Origin of the sequence: Aurantimicrobium sp. MWH-Uga1 (assembly GCF_003325955.1) — a bacterium.
GTDB lineage: Bacteria > Actinomycetota > Actinomycetes > Actinomycetales > Microbacteriaceae > Aurantimicrobium.
Genome location: NZ_CP030929.1, coordinates 1074401 through 1099641, shown reverse-complemented (window position 1 = coordinate 1099641; position 25241 = coordinate 1074401). Strand labels below are relative to the sequence as shown.

Here is a 25241-nt window from a genome sequence, read left to right as displayed (position 1 = left end):
CCTGCAAATGAGCACCATGACTGACGAGTTTAAGCAACGACTTTCGCTCTCTCGTCATGCCATTAATCGCCGCGCAGAGCTTCGTGCTGACGCTCAGGCGCTGAATTCTTTGCTGGAAAACGATTCATCTCGGGTTGTTGTATTTAGTCAGGGTAAGGCTCTCGTTCAGAGCAATTCCCTGGCGAGATTCTCCGCAACTGAAGTTATTCAGCGATGTGGTGTCTCTTCCGCTGAGCTGCTCTTCTTGGGAATTGCCGAACAAGAAGGCGAAACAGCCTATTTTGCCCTCGCATTAGACGCGGTTCGTGCAGAGGAATTATCGTCTCAGGAAACCCAATGGGGAGATCTCAAAACTCTCGGTCATGAACTCAGTGATTTAGATGCTGGATTGTTCACCCAAGGCTTGGCATTGATCAACTGGCATGCGTCACACAAGTTCTCACCAAAAAGCGGCCAGGATATTGTTGCCGCTCAAGCTGGCTGGGTGTTGCATCATCATGACGACCCGTCGCATCAAGTCTTCCCTCGCACCGACCCCGCCGTGATAGTGATGGTCACAGACGATAAAGATCGTTTGCTTTTAGGCAATAATGCGCTGTGGGAGCCAAATAGATTTTCTTTACTCGCTGGTTTTGTGGAGCCAGGGGAATCATTGGAAGCTGCAGTTATTCGTGAAGTTTTTGAAGAATCTGGGTTGAAGGTAGTCAACCCCACATACTTAGGCTCACAGCCGTGGCCGTTTCCTCAATCCCTTATGCTCGGCTTCCGCGCCCAGGTCGCACCAGGTGTTGATCCTGATGCTCTCGTCGCCGACGGTGAGGAGATCCTTCACCTCAGGTGGTTCACCCGAGAAGAGCTTGTGGGAAGTCTCGATGAGATTGTTCTTCCTGGGCCCGTTGCTATTGCCCGGGTCATCATTGAAGAGTGGCTTGGACATCCTCTAGATCAGACAGCCACATGGCGAGGCACATCGTCATGAGAGAAAACTCTGTCTCAAGCGCTGAAGAACTTCTGGCAGGCCTCGATAATGATCAGCGTGTCGTCGCCGAGGAGCTACGGGGTCCTGTCTGTGTTCTTGCCGGGGCTGGTACAGGAAAAACCCGCGCCATTACGCACCGTATTGCCTATGCAATCGCAACCGGAACCTATTCACCTGACCGGGTTTTAGCTCTGACCTTCACCAATCGCGCTGCCGGTGAAATGAGAACACGGTTGCGCCAATTAGGGGCAGGCCCAGTTCAGGCACAAACTTTTCACGCCGCAGCGCTGCGTCAACTGGGTCACTTTTGGCCCAAGTTTGTTGGGGGAGATGCGCCTCAAGTTTTTGAATCAAAATCGAGGCCGCTTGCAGAGGTGGCCACCAAACTTGGGTTGAAACTTGATACAGCAACCCTTCGAGATTTGGCCTCCGAAGTTGAATGGCGAAAAACCAGCAATCTCAACCTCTCTAGCTATGAAAAGAAGGCCTATTCTCGAGCGATGCCAGGCAACCTCGCCATCGCCGACGTTCTCGCGGTGATGAGTGGCTATGAGGATCTTAAGGATTCTCGTGGACAGATTGATATGGAAGATGTGCTGCTTCTGACAGCAGGCTTGCTTGAAACAGAAGCGGCGGCTGCGATGGAGGTGCGCGAGCGATACCGCTTTTTTGTCGTAGATGAATATCAGGACGTCTCACCTTTGCAGCACCACTTACTCGATCTGTGGTTAGGAGAACATCGTGATGTCTGCGTAGTCGGGGATGCAAGCCAGACCATTTATTCCTTCACCGGTGCCACCAGCGATTACCTGTTGGGCTTTGGCGCGAGATTCCCCGATGCTCAGGTGGTGAAGTTGGAAACCAACTATCGATCCACTGCTCCCATAGTTTCAATAGCGAACGCGCTGATGCGCGATCGCCCAGGCGCTCTTACTCTTACGGCAGCACAACAAGGCGGAAGCACGCCCACTCTGTCGGCCTACCCCAACGATGCGGCAGAGGCTCGGGCTGTGGCAAACAAGATTGCCACTGAGATTGCGGCAGGAACCAAACCTGAAGACATAGCGGTGTTGTACCGCATCAACGTTCAGGCTGTTGCTCTCGAACAGGCCCTGTCTGATTTGGGAATCAGCACAACTGTTCATGGTGCTCAACGCTTTTATGACCTGCCTGAAGTTAAGCAAGCCATTCTTGCCTTACGTGGTGCATCAGTTTCTGTTGTGGGTGAGCCGCTGTTCAAGTCAGTAAGCGATGTGCTGCGTTCGGTGGGGTGGAGCCAAGAGGCTCCCCAAACCACCGGTGCAGCACGGTCGAAGTGGGAGGCTCTCAATGCCCTCATGGTGATGGCAGATGAAGCGCCCGCGGGAACAACCTTCCGCGCATTCACCGATGAACTTCTTGCCCGTCAAGCTGCCAAGCATGAACCCACCCTGCACGCTGTTACCTTGGCGTCAGTGCACTCCGCGAAGGGCTTGGAGTGGGACAGTGTTCACGTTATTGGGCTTTCTGAAGGCCTCTTTCCAATTAGCTATGCTCACAACCTTGAGGCTATTGCCGAGGAGCGCAGACTTCTTTACGTAGCAATTACTCGAGCTAGGAGGCAGCTTTCGCTGTCGTGGGCACAGCAGGGTACTGGTCGTGCAACGAATCGAGAACGATCACGTTTCGTGGCAGAGCTTGGCATGCACAATCTGGGTGCAGTAAATACTCCCTAGTTCTGATTTCTCCAGTACTGGCAGCCAGTGTGAGAATCTGATTGCTTCTGAGGCTTTCACGTTCAGGGTTACGTATCCATCTGCTGACCATGCTTGCTACTTCTGAACACACCAGGGGATTCTGCACAGGCGAACGGACACCGATGAGCTGAGAGGCGATAGCGACCCAGGAGCTATCGCTGTCTTGCCTGTGCAGTTCTATGCAGTGATAACAGGGACTGTGTTGGGGTTCTGGATGACGAGGAGATATAACCGGACCGATATCAACGGTGCGATCGCCAAGAACAATTGGCAGGTGAGGAATCTCTCTGCGCAGCCAGTCGCTGGTTCGGTGAGGCTCCAGCACAAAATCTCCCACCACAATGGCCAACTCACATTTTCCTGCCGTGAGCGCACTGGCACGAATAACTCGATGCCCCATCCCAATCAGTATCAGACCCAAGCTGTCAACGAAGGGGCCAGATCCATCCAGTGCGATCCGCAAACTAGATTGGTGCGCGTTGCTTCCTAACGCTGGACTGAGCCGTGAAAGAAAAGAGTCAGCTTGCTCTTTACTTAGCCCGCACTCTTCAGCCACAGCATCCAGTGAAGCGTCGCTGATTCCTGCCTGCAAAGCAGCAAGGAATCTTTCTTCGCCGGGATAAACCCGTTCCACAACTACCTCAGCGGGGGAGGTGCCTATTTGAAATGAGGTAGGTGTGCGCCACAACAAAGGCAGATCAGAATTAAGTTTGTACATGCAGCGAAGAATGCTGCAAAAACTCAATCACTGTTGCGAATCATCCACAGGTGGGATATTTCCATCCAATAAATCAGCCAGAGCGCGGTCCATGTCGTCCGGCTCTGCAACCTCGCCACGAGCGGATGCTTCCATTCGTGCAATCAACGCAGCAGGGTTATCGAGGTCTTCCGCGGTAGGCATCATGTCAGGGTGAGACCACAGGGCATCGCGAGCTTCTGCTCCCACAGCATCAGTGACCTGTTGCCACAACATTGTTGCTTCACGCAGACGTCTGGGGCGAAGCTCCAAGCCAACCAGTGTTGCAAAGGCAGATTCTGCAGGGCCTCCCGATGCACGGCGGCGACGAACGGTCTCGGCGAGTGCACTTGCACGTGGTAGACGTGTCGTCGCCGAGGAGGTCACTACATCGACCCAGCCCTCGATCAAAGCTAGTTGTGTTTCAAGTCGACTCAGGGCAGCTAGCTGTTCTTCAGACTTCGGTGGAATCAGTGCACCGCTGGAGAGAGCTTCTTTGAGCTCATCGGGATGTTGCGGATCAAAGTTTCCTGCAATGTCTTCTACGCGTGAGAGATCAATGGTGATGCCTCGAGCAAAATCTTGAATCGAGGAAATCAGATTCAGTCGCAGCCAACGGGCGTGACGGAAGAGTCTCGCATGAGCCAGTTCTCGGACAGCAAGATAGAGATGAACTTGATCCATAGGGATATCTAAGCCCGCACCAAATTCATCCATGTTCTGGGGCAGCAAGGCAGCTTGACCCTCATCGAGTAGTGGAATGCCGACGTCTCCACCAGAAACAACTTCTGTAGAGAGTTGACCAACTACATGGCCTAACTGCATAGCAAAGAGAGTGCCACCGATTTGTTTCATGAGCTGGGATGCCCCCGCAATCATGCCTTTCATCTCTTCAGGTGCTTGATCAGTGAGGACACTGGTCAACGCGTTGGAGATGCTGTTTGCAACAGGCTCAGCAAGTTGCGTCCACAGTGGCATGGTTTGCTCAATCCACTCCAGTCGTGAAATTAATGCTGGTGTGGAGCTCAAATCTGAAATGCTGGTGGCTTCAGCGAGCCACAGGTTTGCTACGTGAAAAGCTTGGTCTATTTCAGCTCGTTGTATTGCTGTGACAGGCTTCACGGTGGACAGGGCATGAGATTTAGCTTGCTCCATCGCCATGTTCCAGTTAATTCCGTCACCGGATGCACTTGCATTCATTGCTGCTTGAAATTGCTGCATGATGTTGGCCAGGCTGGCTGGATCATTGGGAAGGCCTGCGGCAGCTGCCAACTGGCTCGCGTCTACGCCCTCTTTCCCAGAGAGAATATCCCGAATCATGTCGCGGAATTCATCCTCAGGAGTGCGTTCGTTATCGTCCGCCATGGCCCATCCTTCTGCTTGGTATTTCAACGCTAAACCCCGGTTCCTGTTTTTCCTCTGAATTTCTGCAGAAAACGCGTGCGCTGGGCGCGAACATGGGGGAAATACACAGCATTAACTGCCACGCTTGTTGTAGTTCACCGTTTGCTACTTGGAAAGGGATCCACAGCTGTGACACTCTTCCATGCAGACGAGCAAGGGTTGCCTGAAAACGGCCATAAACCACACAAAACTCAAGCCCAACGCCGACGGACACTCGGTGTCACGTTTCTCGTCGGCTCTCTTGTTTTAGCTGTAGGACTGGCTGCTGTACCTTCTGCCTACGTGATTGAACAGCCCGGGCCTTGGTTTGACACCTTGGGCGCTGTCTCCATTCCTGATCCTGACAATGAAGATAAGAAGATCAAAATTCCATTGATCACCATCGACGGTGCTGAAACATACCCCACCCCTGGTGAACTAGACCTTCTCACTGTTTCGGTACTCGGTAATCCGGAACAAACTCCGTCCTGGATTGAAGTTGCCGCCGCATGGTTCGATCCAGCAAAAGCGGTAGTTCCCCTGGATGCCATTTTCCCCAAACAAGAAACCAAAGAAGAACGAGAAGCTTCCAACACCGCACAGATGGTGAATTCACAGCAGGACGCTATTGCTGCAGCTTTGACCAATCTGGGATATGACGTCATCGTGGGTGTTGAAGTTCTTGGATTTACCGATCAATCACCAGCCAAGGATGTGCTGTCAATTGGTGATGTCATCACCACGTTCAATGGCACCGCAGTCGAAAGCGTTCCACAGCTGCGTGAACTGCTCAAAGAAAACGGAACGCAAACGCCTGGCACTGTTAATTTCCTTCGCAATGGAGCAGCTCAAGAAGCCCAGGTAACCCCCATCGATGTGGATGGCAATACGGTGTTAGGAATCGGTGCCACAGCACAATATGACTTCCCCTTTGAGGTCAAAATCCGTCTAGATGATGTTGGTGGCCCCAGCGCCGGAATGATGTTTGCGCTGGGAATCATAGACAAACTCACCCCAGATGAGATGACCGCAGGAAATCACTTTGCTGGAACGGGAACCATTGATGCCCAAGGAAATGTGGGCCCCATTGGTGGTATTCGCCAAAAGCTATATGGTGCCCATAAAGCTGGAGCCGACTACTTCTTGGCGCCGGTTGATAACTGTGACGAAGTAGTTGGTCACGTTCCTAACGGAGTCAGTGTTTTTGCGGTTTCCACACTGAATGAAGCAATCAACGTCATCAACTTCATCGAAATGCACGGGGATAAGGCAACGGCCATGAATGCTGAAATGAACATGTTCCCCACATGCCAGAATTGAGTCCACAACAATGAGTGAGGTTACTTCGTGAGTAATGCATCAACGTCTTCAGTACGACGCCTGGGTAACCGGGGACCTGTAGCGATCACCGTCGGTATTTTGGTGGTACTGCTCGTGGTGTTCTTCGCGTTCGCCAGTGTCTATGCAGATATCCTCTGGTTCGACCAGCTGGGCTTCCTCAACGTTCTCACTACGCAATGGTTTGCTGCCGCCGGTTTCTTTGTTGCCGGGTTTATTGCCATGGCGGTACCAGTATGGCTCTCGATTGAAATTGCCTATAGAAGTCGTCCTGTTTATGCGCGTTTGAATTCTCAGTTGGATCGCTATCAGGACGTCATTGAACCCTTGCGAAAACTGCTGACCTGGGTTGTTCCCGCTCTGTTAGGTGTTTTCGCCGGTCTGTCCACGGCGACCCGCTGGCCTTTGGCAATGCTCTGGTTCAATGCTGTCCCCACGGGAACTGTAGATCCGCAGTTCAAGATGGACATTTCGTTCTACCTCTTTGATCTGCCCTTCTTCAGAGCAGTTGTTTCCTTGTTCTCAGCGATTGTGTTGCTGTGTGGATTGGCCGCACTGATTACTAACTATGTGTATGGCTCGATTGCGATTGTTCGTCGCGAGCTACGGGTGGCCAAGGCAGCCCGTATTCAGTTGGCTATCACTGCCGCAATCTACATCGCTCTTCAGGGTGTGAGCATTTGGCTTGATCAATATGCCACCTTGAACAACGACACCGGTTTGATCACGGGCGCTGGATACACAGATGTGAACGCAACCATCCCTGGTCTTCAGATCCTCTCGCTGATTGCGCTGTTGGTTGCCTTGCTCTTCATTGTTACCGCTTTTACCGGTCGTTGGCGTTTGTCTCTGATTGGCACTGCAATGCTCGTTATTGCCGGTCTCGTCCTCACCATGGGTTACCCCTGGGTGATGCAGCGATTTGTTGTTGACCCTTCCGAGCGAAGCTTGGAAGCTCCCTACATAGCCCGAAACATTGAACTCACACGTGAAGCGTATGGGGTTGCAGATATAGATGCATCTCCTTACAACGCCACCACTGACGCAACTCCCGGAGCCTTGCGTGCAGATGCAGAGACCACAGCTAGTATCCGCATCATTGACCCTGCACTTGTGAGTGCATCTTTTGCCCAGCTCGAGCAGTTCAAGCAGTACTACGCATTCGCAGGAGAGCTCGATGTTGACCGCTATACCATCGATGGGAAGTCCCAAGACTCTGTAGTAGCTGTCCGCGAGCTCAACCAGGCTGGGGTGGGAAGTAACCAGAGTTGGTACAACAACACCCTGGTGTACACCCATGGTTACGGCCTCGTAGCTGCCTACGGAACAGAACGTTCTACTGACGGACAGCCCGTCTTCCTGCAAGCCGGTATTCCTTCAACCGGTGAGCTTGGCGAGTTTGAGCCTCGAATTTACTTCGGCGAGAACTCTCCGCTGTATTCCATCGTGGGTGGAACCTCTAGCACTAAGCCAGTTGAACTTGACTACCCAGCATCTAGTGAAGAAAACGAGCAGGTCTATAACACCTTCGCTGGCGATGGCGGACCCAAGTTAGAAAATGTATTCAACCGTCTTGTTTACGCACTGAAGTTCCAAAGCGAAGAGATTCTGCTTTCTGACGCTGTCACGAATGATTCACAAATCATTTATGACCGCGACCCTCGTGAGCGAGTTCAGAAGGTAGCTCCCTATCTCACCCTCGATAGCGATCCGTACCCCACAGTGGCTGATGGTCGTATTCTGTGGGTAATTGACGGATACACCACGAGCGCAAACTACCCATACTCCAAGATGGAAAGCCTCTCGGCTGCCATCAGTGACCAGCCACAACCCGCAAGTGCGTTTGTGCTCGATAACGTGAACTACATCCGAAACTCGGTCAAAGCAACAGTGGATGCTTACGATGGTTCAGTCACGCTGTATGCGTGGGATGAAGAAGATGCTGTGTTGAAGACATGGCAGAAGATCTACCCCTCCAACATCAAGCCGATCAGTGAGATGTCTGCTGATCTGATGAGCCATGTTCGATACCCCACGGACCTGTTCAAAGCACAGCGCTCCATTTTGGGGCAGTACCACGTGACTGACCCAGGCTCCTTCTACTCGGGTGATGACGCATGGGTTACTCCCAACGATCCCACCGCGGCAACAGATGCAACCAAGTATCAGTCGCCCTACTACCTGACTATGAAGGTTCCAGGTGCGGAAGCTCCTGCATACTCGATTTACTCCACCTTTATTCCGAAGGCAACCGGTACCTCCAGTCGTAACGTACTGACGGGCTACCTTGTTGCCAACTCCGATGCGGGAACTGAGGCAGGTAAGAAATCAGAGGAGTATGGAAAGCTTCGCTTGCTGACACTTCCTAAGGTCGTTACCGTCCCAGGTCCTGGGCAGGTTCAGAACAACTTCAATGCTGACCCTGACGTGTCGAAGGAATTGAACCTGTTGTCACAGGGTTCGACCAATGTGCTCAAGGGAAACCTGCTGACACTGCCTGTTGGTGGCGGTCTGCTCTATGTCCAGCCGGTCTATGTTCAGTCCACCGGTAACACGAGCTACCCGCTGTTGAAGAAGATTCTTGTTGCTTTCGGTGACCAAATCGCCTTCGAGGACACCCTGCCAGAAGCTCTCGATGTTCTCTTTGGTGGCAATGCGGGCGTTGACCAACCCACTAACGAGGGCGCACAACCACCAGAGAACGACCCTGCGGGCGGTTCTGGCGGTAGCACGGCAAACCCCGAATTGACCAAGGCACTTCAAGATGCTCAGAAGGCCCTCACAGACCGTGAAGCTGCTCGAGTATCTGGAGACTGGGCTGCCTACGGTGCGGCAGATGCTGCGTTGACTGATGCACTCAGCCGAGCATTGTCAGCCTCGGGGAACTAGGTTCTTTTTTCGAGGTAAATACTTCGGAACATAAACCAACATCAGCACAACGCCGATAAGCCCGGCAACACCGGTCACGGCAGACGCCACTGCTAGTGACAGTGCTGCCGTGAGTGCAGAAATACCTAAAGGGGCTAGTGCTGCCCCGGAATCGGTGATGAAACGCCATGCGCCCAAAAAGGGTGCTGGGTTGTCTTTGTTGGCGAGGTCTGAAGCTAGGGTCAACAAAATGCCTGAACCGATACCGTTACCAATGGCGAATAAGAAAATCGTGATGACAAACCACAACACGTTGGTGGGCAAATCATGCGTGGGCGCTAAGACGAGTAAAGCCACCGACATGATGATCATGGAGGGGACGATGGAAGCAAGACGTCCCCACTTGTCCATAATCTGACCGCTGGTAAAGAACAAAGCGAAATCAACCGCGGTTGCTAAACCAATTATCAACGCCGTGTCCGAATCTTTGATTCCGATACTGACTGCCCATAATGGGAAAATCACGGCACGGCCCGAACGCAAAGCCATGACCAAGGCAGAAGCAACACCCAGCTTTGCGAGCACAGCTTTGTTCCTGATAATGGTGGCCATGAGGCCGTGAGTTTCTTTTTCGACTTCGAATTCCCCAGGAGTAAGAGAAACCCCAGATTCATCCTTAATTCTGATTACCTGTCCGAATGTTTTTTCAGGATCTGGCATGAACAGCAAGACCGCACCCGCAGAGAGAGTGAATGCTGCCATCAACCAAAAGGCAGCCAGCGGATTATGTGTCAGGGCAAGAACTCCTGCCGAGAGGAAGGGACCCATCACCGCTCCTGCGCGAAACATTCCTCCCAACGTTGAGAGGGCACGGGCGCGATAATTCAGCGGCACAAAGCTCGTCAGAAATGCGTGTCTAGCCAGCGCGAATGCGCTGGTTGCTAAACCAATCAGGAAAATTCCAGCCCCAAGAATGAGGGGTGTTGTTGCAGCAAGAGCTAGTGCTGTTCCCAGCAGCGCCACGAGGGTGGACCACAACATGGCCATGCGTTCGCCGATGCGGGAAATAATCCATCCGCTAGGGATATCACCGGTAACAATGCCGAGGGTGAGCATCCCCGCAACCAAACCAGCTGTTGCAAGATTAGCGCCAACATTGTGAGCAATAACCGGAACGATAGGGATGAACGCCGCTTCACCGGCAGCAAATAACAGTGTGGGAAGGTAGACCGGAAGTGCTGCTTGACGCAGCTGAAATGGGGCACCGGAAGAAGTCATAACTGGTTCAAGCCTACGCCCAGGACTCGGCAGGTAGGCTGGAGACATAATGCTTGATCTAGACCTCACCGAGAATATTCGTGCACTGCGCTCGACTTTTGCCGATATCACCGCTGTCGTTGATGTTGATCGGTTGAACGCTGAAATTGCTCGATTGAGTGAGTTAGCGGAAGCCCCAGATTTATGGGATGACACCGCGTATGCCCAAAAAATCACAAGTGAACTCAGCCACCGCCAAGCAGAACTCAACAAGCTCAACAGCATTACCTCACGCCTGGATGATCTGGAAGTTTTGGTCGAATTGGCCAACGAAGCTGGTGACGAAGACTCGGCCAAAGAAGCACAGGCTGAACTGGAATCCATTACTGCAGTTTTGGGTGAGCTTGAAGTTCAGACTCTGCTCAATGGTGAATATGACTCTTATCCTGCAGTAGTCACCATCCGTTCAGGTGCCGGGGGAGTGGATGCTGCAGACTTCGCAGAAATGCTACTGCGAATGTATCTGCGCTGGGCAGAGAAGCACAACTACACCGTCAACGTCCTTGACACCAGCTACGCCGAAGAAGCCGGCATCAAATCTGCAACGTTCGAAGTAGATGCGCCCTACGCGTTTGGAACCTTGTCTGTCGAAGCAGGAACACACCGTTTGGTGCGAATGAGCCCATTCAACTCGGCCGGTAAACGACAAACTTCTTTTGCCGCTGTTGAAGTCGTGCCCTTAATGCCTGAGTCTGCAGCGATTGAGATTCCTGAAAACGATATTCGCGTTGATGTTTTCCGTTCCAGCGGTCCCGGTGGCCAGTCTGTCAACACCACCGATTCTGCGGTGCGCATTACGCACTTGCCAACCGGAATCGTAGTGAGCTGCCAGAACGAGAAGAGCCAAATTCAAAACCGTGCCGCAGCTATGCGCGTGCTCACCTCGCGTTTGTTATTGCTGCAGCGTGAAGAAGAAAACGCAAAAAAGAAAGAGCTTGCTGGAAACATCACAGCTAGTTGGGGAGACCAAATGCGCAGCTATGTTCTCGCGCCCTACCAAATGGTCAAAGATTTGCGTTCTGAATATGAAGTCAATAACCCCACGCATGTTTTTGACGGGGATTTAGATGGCTTTATTGCGGCAGGCATTCGCTGGAGAAAGTCAGCAGAAACTCGCTAAAGTTTTCCAGCTGCTTTGCGTGCAAGCAATTCTTCAGCCACTGCTGTGTCGCTGAAGGGAACTAGGTCATCCCCGATGACTAAATATTCTTCGTGGCCTTTCCCGGCAATGAACACTACATCACCAGTGGTGGCGTGAGAAATTGCATAGTGGAGGGCCTCGCCACGATCACGGCGTTCAATTACGGCGGTGGGATTGCGAAATCCTGCACGAATGTCTGCAACAATCTTGTCGCCATCCTCGTGGTGAACATCATCATCAGTGACAATCACGAGATCGGATGCGCGTTCGGCAATGGATGCCATCTCGGGGCGCTTGCCAGCATCTCGGTCGCCTGTGCACCCAAACACGGTGATGATGCGGGTGAAGTTGTAATCGGCCAATGCAGCTAAGCCCTGCTCTAAAGCGTCAGGAGTGTGTGCGTAATCGATGATGACTAAGGGGGAGTCCGGTGTGGGCTGAATCTTGTTCATACGGCCAAAAACGGGAGTTAACTGTGGAAGCACGTCTACGATCTGGTGCGACGTGAATCCTTCGGAAAGCAAAATGCCTGAGGTCAGCAGCAGGTTGTCTACGTTAAATCTGCCCACCAGCGAGCTCGACACAGAGGCAATTTCTCCCTCGAACTCGATGTCGCATGCTAAACCGCTCGCAGCGAGCTGGACGTTGTGGGCCGTGATAGAAGCCTGAGGATGTGCGGTAGAGCTCACACCGAGCACAGCGCGAGTGGGCAGGTAAGTGTTGAACATCTTTTCGCCGTAGGCATCATCGATGTTGAGAACCGCTGCAGGCGTGCCAGCTAGATCAAAGATCTTCTCCTTGGCTGCAGCATAGGCTTCCATCGTGCCATGGAAATCAAGGTGGTCACGGGTCAAATTGGTAAACGCTACCTGTGCGAAACGAACTGCCCCGACGCGGTCTTGTTCGAGAGCGTGTGAGCTCACCTCGATGCCCACATGAGTTACCCCGGCGTCAACAAAAGAAGCCAAGATTTCATGCACTTGGCTGACTGAAGGTGTTGTTAAGCCGGTAGAACGCAGTTTCTGACCATGAATACCCACGCCAAGTGTGCCAATGCTTGCACAGTGCAGTCCCAAATGATGCCAGGCCTGAACCAGGAGCTGAACGACAGAGGTTTTCCCGTTCGTACCGGTTACCCCCACGATGGTCAGATGTTGTGAAGGAAAGCCCCAAAAAGCATCAGAAATCCTAGGTAGTTCCATCCAGAGGTGAGGAACAGAGATGACCTCGCCGGAAAACTGAACACGCTGAGCAATTTCAAGTGCTTCCTTGCTCCATTGCTGATCCACGACAAGGGCGTTGGCCCCGTTACTAATGGCTTGCTCAATAAACCCATGACCTGACGTTCCTGTGCTTCCCATAGCAACGAACACATCACCGGGCTCGATGTGGCGAGAGTCTTGAACGAGGCGGTTACCTTCAAGGACCTGGTGGCCCCATGCCGAGTCAACCTCAGCGAGGTTCAGGCTACGGGGTGTTGCGGTCATAGTGAAACAGTCTGTCCTAAATGCAAGCGGGCAAAATCGAGGGTTTCAACCAGCAGGCTCAGTCGTTCTTCCTCCGACTTGGCTTTGCGGGTATTGACCTCAGCAACCACGTGGCCATCCCATTCCTGGGCCGCCAGATGTTGCAAGACCTCTGCAACCGGCTGTTTGCCGTAACCAGGTAGCAGGTGTTCATCGAAAATACGGTTGTCATCTGCTGCCGCAGAACCATCAGTGAGGTGTACATGGCGCAAGCGCTCGCCGTATTCCAACGTGAGTTCCATGCTGTCGTGGCCCGAGAGTGCCGCGTGAGAAAAATCGAGAGTAATGGCATCACAGTCAAGTTCACGAGGGTCTGGTCCCGGTGCGTAGGCCTGCATCTGCGAGTTTCGAACCTTCCAGGGAAACATGTTTTCGACCGCAATAGTGATGCCTGTGTTCTCGCTAGTTTGGCGAACGATGTCCAAAAACTTATCCGCATACGTGGATTGCCAGCGGAAAGGCGGGTGAACCACAACCGTGCTGGCACCGACGTTTGCAGCTAATTCAGCAGACTTTTCGAGCTTGATTTGAGGATCACGGCCCCAGACAAAGTGGGTGAGGAGCAAAACGGGGGCGTGGATAGAAAGCACAGGCATCTCGTAGGTGTCGATGAGCTTCTTGAGGCCATCGACACTTTGAGTTACGGGTTCGCGCGTGACCATTACTTCCACCCCGTCATAGCCGGCGAGGTTCGCAAATCGAAAGCCATCTTCACAGGCCAGGGGGTATACGCAGGAAGCGCTCATTCCAACTTGAATCATTTGTTCCAGCCTAGTTGCCCAAGCTGGGTGCTGTGGGGGAGTTCTCACCATAAGGGCTGGGAATTAACCGGGAGTATTGAGCGGGAATTTTCTCCGCCTGTGAAGGCCGTAGACTGAGAGCTATGCCAGAAAACGACATGAAACCACGTAGTCGCGACGTCACAGACGGTATTGAAAAAGCCGCCTCTCGAGGAATGCTTCGTGCTGTCGGTATGGGAGATGAAGACTGGAGCAAACCACAGATTGGTGTTGCCAGCTCGTGGAATGAAATCACTCCCTGCAATCTCAGCCTGGACAGACTCGCGCAGGCCTGTAAGGAAGGCGTTCACTCCGGCGGTGGATACCCACTCCAATTCGGAACAGTTTCGGTTTCAGATGGTATTTCCATGGGCCACGAGGGAATGCACTTCTCGCTGGTTTCACGCGAGGTCATCGCTGACTCTGTGGAAACCGTGATGCAGGCAGAGCGCCTCGACGGTTCTGTTCTTTTGGCTGGTTGTGACAAGTCACTTCCAGGCATGTTGATGGCTGCTGCCCGTTTGGATCTGGCCTCAGTCTTCCTCTACGCAGGTTCTATTGCCCCTGGTTGGGTTCGTCTTTCTGACGGCACTGAAAAGAACGTCACCATTATCGACGCTTTTGAGGCCGTGGGTGCCTGCAAGGCCGGCACAATGAGCGAAGAAGACCTCGATCGTATTGAGCGAGCTATCTGCCCCGGTGAGGGTGCGTGTGGCGGTATGTACACCGCTAACACGATGGCATCCATCGCTGAAGCGCTCGGTATGAGCCTGCCAGGTTCCGCAGCTCCTCCGAGTGCAGACCGTCGCCGTGACTACTACGCACACCGTTCGGGTGAAGCAGTCGTCAACCTAATTCGCCAGGGAATCACTGCGCGCGACATTATGACCAGAAAAGCGTTCGAAAACGCTATCGCCGTTTTGATGGCTTTTGGTGGATCGACCAACGCCATTCTTCACTTGCTTGCTATTGCACGTGAAGCTGACGTTGATCTCACCCTGGATGACTTCAACAAGATTGCTGACAAGGTTCCCCACATTGGTGACCTTAAGCCGTTTGGTCAGTACGTTATGAACGATGTGGACCGTGTTGGTGGTGTCCCTGTCGTGATGAAGGCACTTCTTGATGCAGGTTTGATGCACGGCGATGCCCTCACCGTCACCGGAAAAACATTGGCTGAAAATCTCGAAGAGATGAATCTCATGCCACTAGATGGTGAAGTTATCCGCACGCTAGATAATCCCATTCACGCCACCGGTGGAATTTCGATTCTGCACGGAACACTTGCTCCTGAAGGCGCTGTGGTGAAGACCGCGGGGTTTGATCTGGACGTATTTGAAGGCCCTGCCCGCGTATTTGAGCGTGAACGCGCCGCAATGGATGCCCTCACCGAAGGCAGCATCAAAAAGGGTGACATCGTTCTCATCCGCTATGAAGGTCCTAAGGGTGGCCCCGGTATGCGTGAGATGCTCGCCATCACCGCTGCCATCAAGGGTGCGGGACTGGGTAAAGATGTTCTACTATTGACAGACGGACGATTCTCAGGCGGCACAACCGGACTGTGTATCGGCCATATAGCTCCCGAGGCAGTTGACGGTGGACCCGTTGCCCTCGTGCGCGATGGTGATCTCATACGGGTCGATATCGCAGCTCGGACGCTCGACTTACTCGTCGACGAATCAGAGCTCGAAGCTCGCCGAATCGGCTGGGCTCCGCTCCCTCCGCGTTACACCAGAGGTGTGCTTGCAAAGTACTCCAAGCTGGTTCATTCCGCATCAGAGGGTGCGATTACTGGGTAACGACGCCCGATCACTTTTCGCTTTCTCACATTAAGGGATTCACGATGTCTACGGAATCACTCCCCACATCCGCGCCTAGCGCTTCCTCTACCGCGCCTGAAATGACTGGTGCAGAAGCTGTTGTTCGATCACTGGAGCTCCTGGGAGTTACAGATGTATTTGGTTTGCCCGGTGGCGCCATTCTGCCGGTCTATGACCCACTGATGGATTCGAAGAAGCTTCGCCACATTCTGGTTCGTCACGAGCAAGGTGCTGGTCACGCAGCACAGGGGTACGCATCGGCAACCGGAAAAACAGGTGTCTGTATCGCGACTTCTGGTCCGGGTGCTACAAACCTGGTGACCGCGATTGCAGATGCCTATATGGACTCTGTTCCGCTATTGGCGATTACCGGTCAGGTTTTCTCTCACCTGATGGGCACCGATGCTTTCCAAGAGGCAGACATTGTGGGAATCACGATGCCCATTACCAAGCACTCTTTCTTGGTCACCAAGGCTGAAGATATCCCTGCCACGATTGCTGCGGCCTACCACATTGCATCCACTGGACGTCCTGGCCCAGTCCTAGTCGACATCACAAAAGATGCACAACAGGCAATAGTGCCCTTTATCTGGCCACCCAGCATTGACCTTCCTGGTTACCGTCCGGTAACTAAGGCACACGGCAAGCAGATTCAGGCCGCTGCTGATCTCATCGTTGAAGCTAAGAAGCCCGTCTTCTATGTCGGTGGTGGAATTATCCGCTCAGGTGCTTCCGCTGAGCTACTTGAGCTTGTGAACCTTGTGGGTGCACCAGTAGTTACCACGCTGATGGCTCGAGGTGCATTCCCTGACAGCCACGAAAACAACCTCGGTATGCCTGGTATGCACGGAACAGTTCCTGCTGTTCTTGCATTACAGGATGCTGATTTGTTGATTACTCTGGGTGCGCGTTTTGATGACCGTGTGACCGGTAAAGCCTCACTATTTGCGCCAAATGCCAAAGTTATTCACGTAGATATTGATCCTGCAGAAATCGGAAAGATTCGTGCTGCAGAAGTTCCCATCGTGGGAGATCTCAAGGATGTTATTGCTGACCTCATTGAGGTCTACAAAGACACCCCTGGAGCGAAGAAAGCTGATTTCAGTGAGTGGTGGAGCACCCTGAATTCACTGCGTGAAGAGTACCCTCTTGGCTATGCGGAGCCCACTGACGGCCTGTTGGCCCCTCAGCACATCATCACCCGTATTGGCGAGCTTTCTGGCCCTGAAGCTATTTACACCTCTGGTGTTGGACAGCACCAAATGTGGGCTGCCCAGTTCATCAAATATGAGCGCCCCAATGCGTGGTTGAACTCCGGTGGTGCAGGAACCATGGGTTATTCCGTGCCTGCAGCTATGGGGGCCAAGGTGGGTGAGCCTGATCGTGTGGTCTGGGCAATCGATGGTGATGGTTGCTTCCAGATGACCAACCAAGAATTGGCTACCTGCACTATCAACAACATCCCCATCAAAGTTGCGGTCATCAACAACTCCTCCTTGGGGATGGTTCGCCAGTGGCAGACCCTTTTCTATGACGGTCGTTACTCCAACACTGACTTGAACACCGGTCATGACACCATTCGTGTTCCAGATTTCGTCAAGCTTGCTGATGCATACGGTGCACTGGGAATTCGCGTTACCAGGGAAGAAGAAATCGACGCTGCCATCAAACTCGCTCTTGAGACTAACGACCGTCCTGTGGTGATTGACTTTGTCGTCAGTGCAGATTCGATGGTGTGGCCAATGGTTCCCCAGGGAGTCAGTAACAGCTATGTCCAATACGCCAGAGACCACGCTCCGACGTGGGATACCGACGAATAAGGGGAGGAAAGACTATGAGTACCCACGTTCTAAGCCTCCTTGTTGAGGACAAGCCAGGTCTATTGACTCGAGTTGCGGGTTTGTTTGCTCGTCGCGGATTCAACATTGAATCCCTTGCGGTAGGTCACAGCGAAATTGAAGGCCTCTCGCGCATCACCGTTGTGGTGGACGTTGAGAACCTTCCGCTGGAGCAAATCACCAAGCAACTCAACAAACTCATCAACGTCATCAAGATTGTTGAACTGGATCCAGAACAGTCCGTCATGCGCGATCACATGTTGATTAAGGTTCGTGTTGATAACTCAACTCGTTCGCAGGTTCTGGAGGCAGTGACGCTCTTCCGTGCTCGTGTTGTTGATGTGGCAAATGATGCCCTGGTGATTGAAGTCACCGGTAACGGTGCCAAGATTTCAGCTTTCCTCAAGGTACTAGAGCCCTATGGAATCAAAGAGATTGCACAGTCTGGTGCGATTGCGATTGGTCGTGGAAGTAAATCCATCACCGAGCGTGTGTTCAAAAACTAACGATGTATAGATTTTCGAAACCTACAAACAAGGAGAAATGACAAAGTGACTGAAATTCACTACGACAAGGATGCTGACCTCGAGCTCATCAAGAGCAAGAAGGTTGCCGTCATCGGTTACGGCTCTCAGGGCCATGCACACGCACTCAACCTTCACGATTCGGGCGTTGACGTAGTGGTTGGTCTGAAAGCTAACTCAAAGTCAATTGCTAAAGCAGAAGAAGCAGGCCTCAAGGTAATGACTACTGCTGAGGCTGCAGCATGGGGTGACGTCATCGTCATCCTCGCACCAGACCAGGTTCAGCGTCACTTGTACGCAGATGACATTGCTCCAAACCTCTCTGCAGGAAAGACCCTCATCTTCGGTCACGGTTTCAACATCCGTTACGGATACATCACCGCTCCTTCAAACGTGGATGTTGCTCTCGTCGCGCCGAAGGGCCCAGGTCACACTGTACGCCGTGAGTACCTTGCCGGCCGTGGTGTTCCTGTGATCGTTGCTGTTGAAAACGATGCAACCGGAAACGCCTGGGAGACCGCATGGTCCTACTCCAAGGCAATCGGTGGCCTGCGTGCCGGTGGTATCAAGACCACCTTCACCGAAGAAACTGAGACTGACCTCTTTGGTGAGCAGGCAGTTCTCTGCGGTGGTGCTTCGCAGCTTGTCATGTACGGCTTTGAGACTCTCGTTGAGGCTGGCTACCAGCCAGAGATCGCCTACTTTGAGGTTTTGCACGAACTCAAGCTCATCGTGGACCTGATGTGGGAAGGTGGCATCGCCAAGCAGCGTTGGTCAGTTTCTGACACAGCAGAGTTCGGTGACTACGTTTCCGGTCCGCGCGTGATTGACCCCTCGGTCAAGGAGCACATGAAGGAAGTTCTCGCAGACATCCAAAACGGCGCATTCGCAACCCGCTTCATCAACGACCAGGATGCTGGAGCTCCCGAGTTCCTCGCCCTTCGCGAAAAGGGTGCTTCTCACCCCATCGAGGCAACTGGTCGCAAGCTGCGTGAACTCTTCGCATGGCGCCCCCAGGACAAGGACTACACCGAGGGTTCTGCAGCCCGCTAGTCATTAGCAACAGAGAGGATGCGCCGCGCGCGTCACACATGAGTACTCATGAAGATGATGCCCTCAGTTGGGCAGGCGATGAAGATCGCCTGGTCACTGGGGCACCACAGAGTGCCAAAGGTGATGCACGCGGCGCTTCTTCTGTTAATTCTTCAACCAATGAGCCAACAGAAGGCTCAGTCGACAATGTTCAGACCGGTATGAGCTCGATTGCTCTGGTTGGGTTTGGTATCTTCGGCGGCGTTTATCTGTTGTACAGCGTTGCATGGTTGATCACCGCGTTGCGTAATCCCACGCAAATAGCTGACCCACTGGGAAACAGCATGTTTGTGCTGGGACTGTGGCTTGCAGTTGCAGCACCTTCGCTGTGGTTTGCTGCCGTCCTCTATCTCGGGCAGAACAGCTCGGTGATAAAGCGCATGGTGTTCTTGCTCCTTGGAGCGTTTGTACTCATTCCTTGGCCCTACCTTGCTTGGGCAGGTTAGTGATGGAACAGAAAATTCGTCGTGGTATCGCCGGGTGGATCCTGGTTGCTGTTTTTGCCCTGTTCTTTGCCTATGACGTGTGGGAAGGCATTGGCAACTTCTTTGGTGTGCTTTCGCAAAGTTTCAGTTTGGGTATCGGGCTGAGCGTCTTTGGTTGGTGTGCCATCATCCTCGGAATTCTCGCACCCCTTACGTTGTTTTTTCTGGCGTTGTGGGTCTCCAGAAAACAGAAGCTGCTGCCCAGTTTTGTTATTTTCATTGTGGCCTTGAGTGTCTCAGCAGTGATCGGTGTAGACCTCGTGTTGGGCACCAACGCTTTCCTCATTTTCAGTGTTAGTTAGGGCAATTTCGCCCGAAAGTGCTCGGGTAGACTTGAGTCTTCTCGTGCGAAAAGTTAGTTAAGGAACCATTTCTCGTGTCAAAGCCTGTTGTTCTCATTGCCGAAGAACTTTCTCCTGCAACAATCGAAGCTCTCGGGCCAGACTTTGACGTCCGTGTTGTTGACGGAACGGATCGTCCAGCACTCTTAGAAGCTGTTCACGCCGCCAATGCAATTTTGGTTCGCTCGGCAACCCAGGTTGACGCCGAAGTTCTTGCTGCGGCCCCTAACCTCAAGGTCATTGCTCGAGCAGGTGTCGGTCTCGACAACGTTGACATCAAGGGAGCTACCGCAGCCGGTGTCATGGTGGTTAACGCTCCTACGTCCAACATCATTTCTGCCGCAGAGTTGACCTGCGGACACATTCTCAGCTTGGCTCGTCACATTCCAGCTGCGCACGCAGCATTGGCTGAAGGCAAGTGGAAGCGCAGCGCCTTCACTGGAACCGAACTCTATGAGAAGACCATTGGAATCATTGGCCTGGGGCGTATTGGTGCTCTCATTGCAGCTCGCATGCAGGCGTTTGGAACCAAGGTTGTCGCTTATGACCCCTACGTCACCTCTGCCCGCGCACAGCAACTCGGTGTTCAACTGCTCTCGTTAGATGAGCTGATTGAAACTGCTGACTTCATCACCATCCACATGCCTAAAACTCCTGAAACCACAGGCATGATCGGCAAGGCACAGCTCGCTGCTATGAAGTCCACTGCCTATGTCATTAACGTGGCGCGTGGTGGACTCATTGACGAGGATGCCCTCTACGAAGCACTCACCAACAACGTGATTGCTGGTGCTGGTTTGGACGTCTTTGTCTCTGAACCTCCAACTGGTTCACCACTGTTAGGTTTACCCAACGTCATCACGACTCCACACTTGGGCGCTTCAACAGATGAAGCACAAGAAAAAGCCGGAATTTCTGTTGCTAAGTCTGTTCGCTTAGCACTCAGCGGCGAGCTTGTCCCCGATGCGGTCAACGTTGCTGGGGGAGTCATCGATCCGTATGTTCGCCCTGCGATTCCGCTGGTGGAGAAGCTTGGTCAAGTCTTCTCTGGTTTGGCTCACACCAGCCCGCTGACTTCTGTCGATATTGAGGTGCGTGGTGAAATCACACAGTTTGATACCTCGGTTCTCAAGCTTGCTGCACTCAAGGGTATTTTCACTAACGTGGTCAGCGAAAGTGTGTCCTACGTGAACGCACCACTGCTTGCAGAGCAGCGCGGAATCGAAGTTCGAGAATTACGTGAAGAAGAATCTCCGGAATACCGAACCATGCTCACCATACGTGGCGCGCTCAGTGACGGAACCCAGGTTTCAGTCTCCGGAACTCTCGCCGGTATCAAGCAGGTTGAGAAAGTTGTTGAAATCAACGGTTACGAGGTCGATGTCCCCATCGATGATCACCTGATCGTGATGCAATACATCGACCGTCCCGGAATTGTTGCCGTTTATGGCAAAGAATTCGGCGACGCCAAGATCAACATCGCAGGTATGCAGATTGCCCGTCAAAACCTAGGTGGTAAAGCACTCTCCGTCCTCACCGTTGATTCACCTGTTCCAGCGTCATTGCTTGAAAAGGTTCGCGTTGCCATCGATGCAGATGTCATGCTCGAAGTAGACATCACCGACTAATTATCATTTCTGCTCAAGGAAGTCTCATGTCACGCACACTCAAGCTCGCAGTTATCCCCGGGGACGGCATCGGCCCAGAAGTTATTGCCGAAGCGGTCAAAGTGCTAGATGTTGTTGCGTCACAGTTTGACCTTGTCGTTGAAAAGTCTCATTTCTCTCTTGGTGCTGACCGCTACCTCGAAACCGGTGATGTTCTCAACGATGAGGATCTTGCTGCCATTTCACAGCACGAAGCTATTTTGCTCGGAGCTGTCGGTGGTAAGCCTGGAGATCCCCGTATTCCCGCCGGGATTATTGAACGTGGCCTGTTGCTTAAACTCCGCTTTAGCCTTGACCACTACGTGAACCTGCGTCCTACGACGATTTTCCCCGGAGTGACCAGCCCACTGGCGAACCCTGGAGTAGTTGACTTTGTTGTCGTTCGTGAAGGCACCGAAGGTCCGTATGTGGGCAACGGCGGGGCTTTGCGTCAGGGCACCGAATTCGAAATTGCCAACGAACTATCTGTCAACACTGCACACGGTGTCGAGCGTGTCGTGCGCTATGCGTTTGAGTTGGCCGCTCAGCGTGATCGCAAAAAGCTCACCCTGGTCCACAAGACAAATGTCTTGGTGAACGCCGGCTCACTATGGAGTCGCATCGTCAACGCTGTGGCTACCGAATACCCTCAGGTTGACGTGGACTACCTGCACATCGATGCTGCCACGATCTTCTTTGTCACGGACCCTTCACGTTTCGACGTCATCGTCACCGACAATCTGTTCGGAGATATTCTCACCGATCTGGCAGCCGCAATTAGTGGTGGTATCGGTCTGGCCGCCAGCGGAAACATTAACCCCACCAACGCGTTCCCCAGCATGTTTGAACCAGTACACGGCTCAGCTCCGGACATTGCTGGTCAGCAAAAAGCAGATCCCACAGCTGCAATTCTCTCCGTTGCTCTCATGCTTGATCACTTTGGATACTCCGAGGCCGCTGCCCGCATCAATGATGCCGTGGCAGCTGACCTCTCAGAACGTGGGACTGCCATTCGTCAAACCAGAGACATCGGCGACGCTATTGTTGCCCGACTGTCCTAGAAAGTAAGGGAAGATCATGAGCACTGAAACGTCGTCGTTTCCGCTGAACTTCGCACTCACACCCTCAACGTCGGCACGAGCTGAGGCTGCGCGTGAGGAAATTCTTGCTGACCCCGGTTTTGGTAAGCACTTCACCGACCACATGGTCTCCATAGACTGGACCATTGAACAGGGGTGGCACAACGCGCATGTCCAGCCCTATGGTCCACTTACCCTCGACCCTGCAGCATCTGTTCTGCACTACGGTCAAGAAATCTTCGAAGGGCTCAAGGCATACCGTCACGCCGATGACTCCATTTGGACTTTCCGTCCCGAAGCGAACGCTCTGCGTCTACAGCGGTCAGCGCGCCGGATGGCTTTGCCAGAACTTTCAGTTCCCGATTTCATTGAATCAATCAAGCAACTCATAGCTGTTGATGGCAAGTGGGTGCCCTCTGCGCCTGAGACTAGCCTGTATCTGCGTCCGTTCATGATTGCCAACGAAACCTTCCTGGGTGTTCGTGCTGCGCACAAGGTTGGCTACTACCTCATTGCTTCTCCTGCGGGTGCTTACTTTGCTCAGGGTGTTGCCCCTGTGAAGATTTGGCTCACCACTGAATATTCCCGCGCGGGTAAAGGCGGAACCGGTGCAGCAAAGTGTGGTGGAAACTATGCGTCATCGCTACTTGCTCAGGTTGAGGCTTATGAAAACGGATGTGCTCAGGTTCTTTTCCTTGATTCAGAAACTCACACTAACGTGGAAGAACTCGGTGGAATGAACGTCTTCTTCGTCCACAAGGATGGCAAGATTGTGACTCCGAAACTCACTGGAACAATTCTTGAGGGAATTACCCGTGAAAGTGTTATTACTTTGGCACGCGATCGTGGTCTCGAGGTTGAAGAACGCACCGTACCCATCTCCGAATGGAAGGAAGGCGTTGCCTCAGGTCAGATTGCGGAAGTGTTTGCTTGTGGCACTGCAGCGGTAATTACTCCTATCGGTCAACTCATTGGCGCAGATGGCCTCTCTGTAGGAAATCCAAATGCTCCAGCTGGGGAGCTCACGATGAGCTTGCGTAAGGAACTGACCGACATCCAGTATGGAAGACTTCCTGACCGTCACGGATGGATGACCAGGCTCGACGCATGACAACCAATTACCCATTCTCCACGGCCACCGGAAGTGATGTCCGCGTTCGCTTTTGCCCCTCGCCGACGGGAACTCCTCACGTTGGTCTTGTGCGTACTGCCCTGTTTAACTGGGCTTATGCGCGTCACACTGGTGGAAAGTTTATTTTCCGCATCGAAGATACTGACGCTGCCCGCGACTCGGAAGAAAGCTATGAGCAAATCATTGATGCGCTCACCTGGTTGAACTTGGACTGGGATGAAGGCATAAATGTGGGCGGACCTCACGGGCCCTACCGCCAGTCTCAGCGATCGGACATTTACAAAGAAGTCATTGAGAAGCTCAAGGCAACCGGCCGTGTTTATGAGAGCTTCTCCACTCCCGAAGAGATTGAAGCGCGCAATATCGCCGCTGGCAAAGACCCCAAGGTTGGCTATGACAACTTTGATCGCGACCTCACCGAAGAACAAAAGGCTGCTTACCGCGCTGAAGGTCGCCTGCCTGCACTGCGTGTTCGCGTGCCAGACGAGGACATCACTTTTGATGACTTGGTTCGCGGAGAAATCACCTTCCCGGCTGGGTCTTTTCCTGACTTTGTCGTAGTTCGTCCCAACGGTGACCCCCTCTATACGCTGGTCAACCCCGTAGATGACGCCATCATGCAGGTCACGCACGTTCTGCGTGGTGAAGATCTGCTCTCGTCAACTCCTAGGCAGATTGCGCTGTATCACGCACTCATCGATGCAGGATTCACCACCCACATCCCACGTTTTGGTCACTTGCCTTATGTCATGGGGGAGGGAAATAAGAAACTTTCCAAGCGTGATCCGGAAGCAAACCTGTTCCACCACCGTGACCGTGGTTTCATCCCTGAAGGTCTCATCAACTACCTTGCTCTCTTGGGATGGTCTCTGTCTCACGATCGTGACGTTTTCACCATCCAGGAGATGGTGAAGGCCTTTGACGTGGTGAATGTCAACCCCAACCCTGCGCGTTTTGATCAGAAAAAGGCGGACGCTATCAATGGCGACCACATTCGACTGCTTTCTGTGGAGGACTTCACCGCTCGCATGGTTCCCTATCTGCAAGCAGGCAACGTACTCAGCAATAACCCCACAGAGGAGCAGCTGAAGATTCTTTCTTTGGCTGCCCCTTTAGTCCAAACACGAATGAACGTGTTGAGTGAAGCACCCGATTTGCTCGAGTTCTTATTCACTCCCGCAACGCAGATTAACTATGCGGAGGATGCACTCAAAGGCCTTCCAGAGAATTCCGGTGAAATTGTCGCTGCATCGGTGAATGTTCTTGAGCTCATTCCTGAGTCAGAGTTCACGCACGACACGATTCAGGCTTCTCTCAATGAAGCGCTGATCGAAGGTTTAGAACTCAAACCACGTAATGCCTTTGGTCCATTGAGAACAGCGATTTCGGGACGTCGCATTTCTCCTCCGCTGTTTGAATCAATGGAGATTTTGGGCAAGAAAGACACTATTGAACGTCTGGTTCGTTTCAACGAACGCTAG

At 52.8% G+C, this 25241-nt stretch carries 19 protein-coding genes; 15 read left to right on the top strand and 4 right to left on the bottom strand.

All coding sequences use genetic code 11. From position 1 onward, the window contains the following. The first annotated feature begins 16 nt into the window (after positions 1 to 16). Positions 17 to 979 (top strand): NAD(+) diphosphatase, encoded by a 963-nt coding sequence (gene nudC, locus AURUGA1_RS05460; protein ID WP_114129214.1) that lies wholly within the window; start codon positions 17 to 19, stop codon positions 977 to 979. Beyond that, on the top strand, positions 958 to 2694 hold the full coding sequence (locus AURUGA1_RS05455) for an ATP-dependent helicase (protein ID WP_240187350.1): 1737 nt from the start codon (positions 958 to 960) through the stop codon (positions 2692 to 2694). The genes nudC and AURUGA1_RS05455 overlap by 22 nt, the downstream gene beginning before the upstream one ends. A gap of 766 nt (positions 2695 to 3460) precedes the next feature. Here AURUGA1_RS05455 and AURUGA1_RS05445 read toward each other — a convergent pair. Next, positions 3461 to 4816, bottom strand: coding sequence for a zinc-dependent metalloprotease (locus tag AURUGA1_RS05445; protein WP_114129734.1), 1356 nt, complete (start codon positions 4814 to 4816; stop codon positions 3461 to 3463). Between the two features lie 75 nt (positions 4817 to 4891). On the opposite strand from AURUGA1_RS05445, the gene AURUGA1_RS05440 reads away from it, so the two are divergent. Next, entirely contained in the window at positions 4892 to 6154 is a 1263-nt protein-coding gene (locus AURUGA1_RS05440; RefSeq protein WP_240187349.1) for a PDZ domain-containing protein, read from the top strand. Between the two features lie 27 nt (positions 6155 to 6181). After that, entirely contained in the window at positions 6182 to 9061 is a 2880-nt protein-coding gene (locus tag AURUGA1_RS05435) for a UPF0182 family protein (protein ID WP_240187348.1), read from the top strand. Here AURUGA1_RS05435 and AURUGA1_RS05430 read toward each other — a convergent pair. Beyond that, entirely contained in the window at positions 9044 to 10318 is a 1275-nt protein-coding gene (locus tag AURUGA1_RS05430) for an MFS transporter (RefSeq protein ID WP_114129212.1), read from the bottom strand. The two genes, AURUGA1_RS05435 and AURUGA1_RS05430, sit on opposite strands and share 18 nt — an antisense overlap. A 49-nt stretch (positions 10319 to 10367) precedes the next feature. Here AURUGA1_RS05430 and prfB point away from each other — a divergent pair, with 49 nt between their 5' ends. Continuing rightward, positions 10368 to 11477: a peptide chain release factor 2 gene (prfB, locus tag AURUGA1_RS05425; RefSeq protein ID WP_114129211.1), complete on the top strand. Its 1110-nt coding sequence runs from the start codon at positions 10368 to 10370 to the stop codon at positions 11475 to 11477. Here the strand turns inward: prfB and AURUGA1_RS05420 are convergent. Beyond that, positions 11474 to 12985: a UDP-N-acetylmuramoyl-L-alanyl-D-glutamate--2,6-diaminopimelate ligase gene (locus AURUGA1_RS05420; protein WP_114129210.1), complete on the bottom strand. Its 1512-nt coding sequence runs from the start codon at positions 12983 to 12985 to the stop codon at positions 11474 to 11476. The genes prfB and AURUGA1_RS05420 overlap by 4 nt on opposite strands. Then, positions 12982 to 13785, bottom strand: a complete 804-nt coding sequence (locus tag AURUGA1_RS05415) for a sugar phosphate isomerase/epimerase (protein ID WP_096380551.1) — start codon at positions 13783 to 13785, stop codon at positions 12982 to 12984. The genes AURUGA1_RS05420 and AURUGA1_RS05415 overlap by 4 nt, the downstream gene beginning before the upstream one ends. A gap of 122 nt (positions 13786 to 13907) precedes the next feature. Between AURUGA1_RS05415 and ilvD the strand changes: the two genes are divergently transcribed. The 10 genes from ilvD to gltX all read left to right on the top strand — a co-directional run bounded on the left by ilvD (position 13908) and on the right by gltX (position 25241). Beyond that, complete coding sequence (gene ilvD, locus AURUGA1_RS05410) at positions 13908 to 15602, top strand: dihydroxy-acid dehydratase (RefSeq protein WP_114129209.1); 1695 nt, start codon at positions 13908 to 13910, stop codon at positions 15600 to 15602. A 44-nt stretch (positions 15603 to 15646) separates the two neighbouring features. Then, the gene (locus AURUGA1_RS05405; RefSeq protein ID WP_114129208.1) at positions 15647 to 17443 is read left to right on the top strand and encodes an acetolactate synthase large subunit; all 1797 of its coding nucleotides are present in this window, start codon (positions 15647 to 15649) and stop codon (positions 17441 to 17443) included. Between the two features lie 14 nt (positions 17444 to 17457). After that, positions 17458 to 17967: an acetolactate synthase small subunit gene (gene ilvN / locus AURUGA1_RS05400; RefSeq protein WP_114129207.1), complete on the top strand. Its 510-nt coding sequence runs from the start codon at positions 17458 to 17460 to the stop codon at positions 17965 to 17967. 45 nt (positions 17968 to 18012) lie between these two features. Further along, the gene (gene ilvC, locus AURUGA1_RS05395; RefSeq protein WP_096380560.1) at positions 18013 to 19038 is read left to right on the top strand and encodes a ketol-acid reductoisomerase; all 1026 of its coding nucleotides are present in this window, start codon (positions 18013 to 18015) and stop codon (positions 19036 to 19038) included. 38 nt (positions 19039 to 19076) lie between these two features. Continuing rightward, positions 19077 to 19523: a hypothetical protein gene (locus AURUGA1_RS05390; RefSeq protein WP_114129206.1), complete on the top strand. Its 447-nt coding sequence runs from the start codon at positions 19077 to 19079 to the stop codon at positions 19521 to 19523. Positions 19524 to 19525: 2 nt separating this feature from the next. After that, a complete protein-coding gene (locus AURUGA1_RS05385) occupies positions 19526 to 19864 on the top strand; it encodes a hypothetical protein (protein ID WP_114129205.1) in 339 nt (112 codons plus the stop codon). Positions 19865 to 19938: 74 nt separating this feature from the next. Beyond that, positions 19939 to 21531: a phosphoglycerate dehydrogenase gene (gene serA, locus AURUGA1_RS05380; protein ID WP_114129204.1), complete on the top strand. Its 1593-nt coding sequence runs from the start codon at positions 19939 to 19941 to the stop codon at positions 21529 to 21531. A gap of 26 nt (positions 21532 to 21557) precedes the next feature. Then, positions 21558 to 22610, top strand: coding sequence for a 3-isopropylmalate dehydrogenase (locus AURUGA1_RS05375; protein ID WP_114129203.1), 1053 nt, complete (start codon positions 21558 to 21560; stop codon positions 22608 to 22610). Between the two features lie 16 nt (positions 22611 to 22626). Further along, positions 22627 to 23739 (top strand): branched-chain amino acid aminotransferase, encoded by a 1113-nt coding sequence (locus tag AURUGA1_RS05370; protein ID WP_114129202.1) that lies wholly within the window; start codon positions 22627 to 22629, stop codon positions 23737 to 23739. After that, positions 23736 to 25241, top strand: coding sequence for a glutamate--tRNA ligase (gltX, locus tag AURUGA1_RS05365; protein WP_114129731.1), 1506 nt, complete (start codon positions 23736 to 23738; stop codon positions 25239 to 25241). The genes AURUGA1_RS05370 and gltX overlap by 4 nt, the downstream gene beginning before the upstream one ends.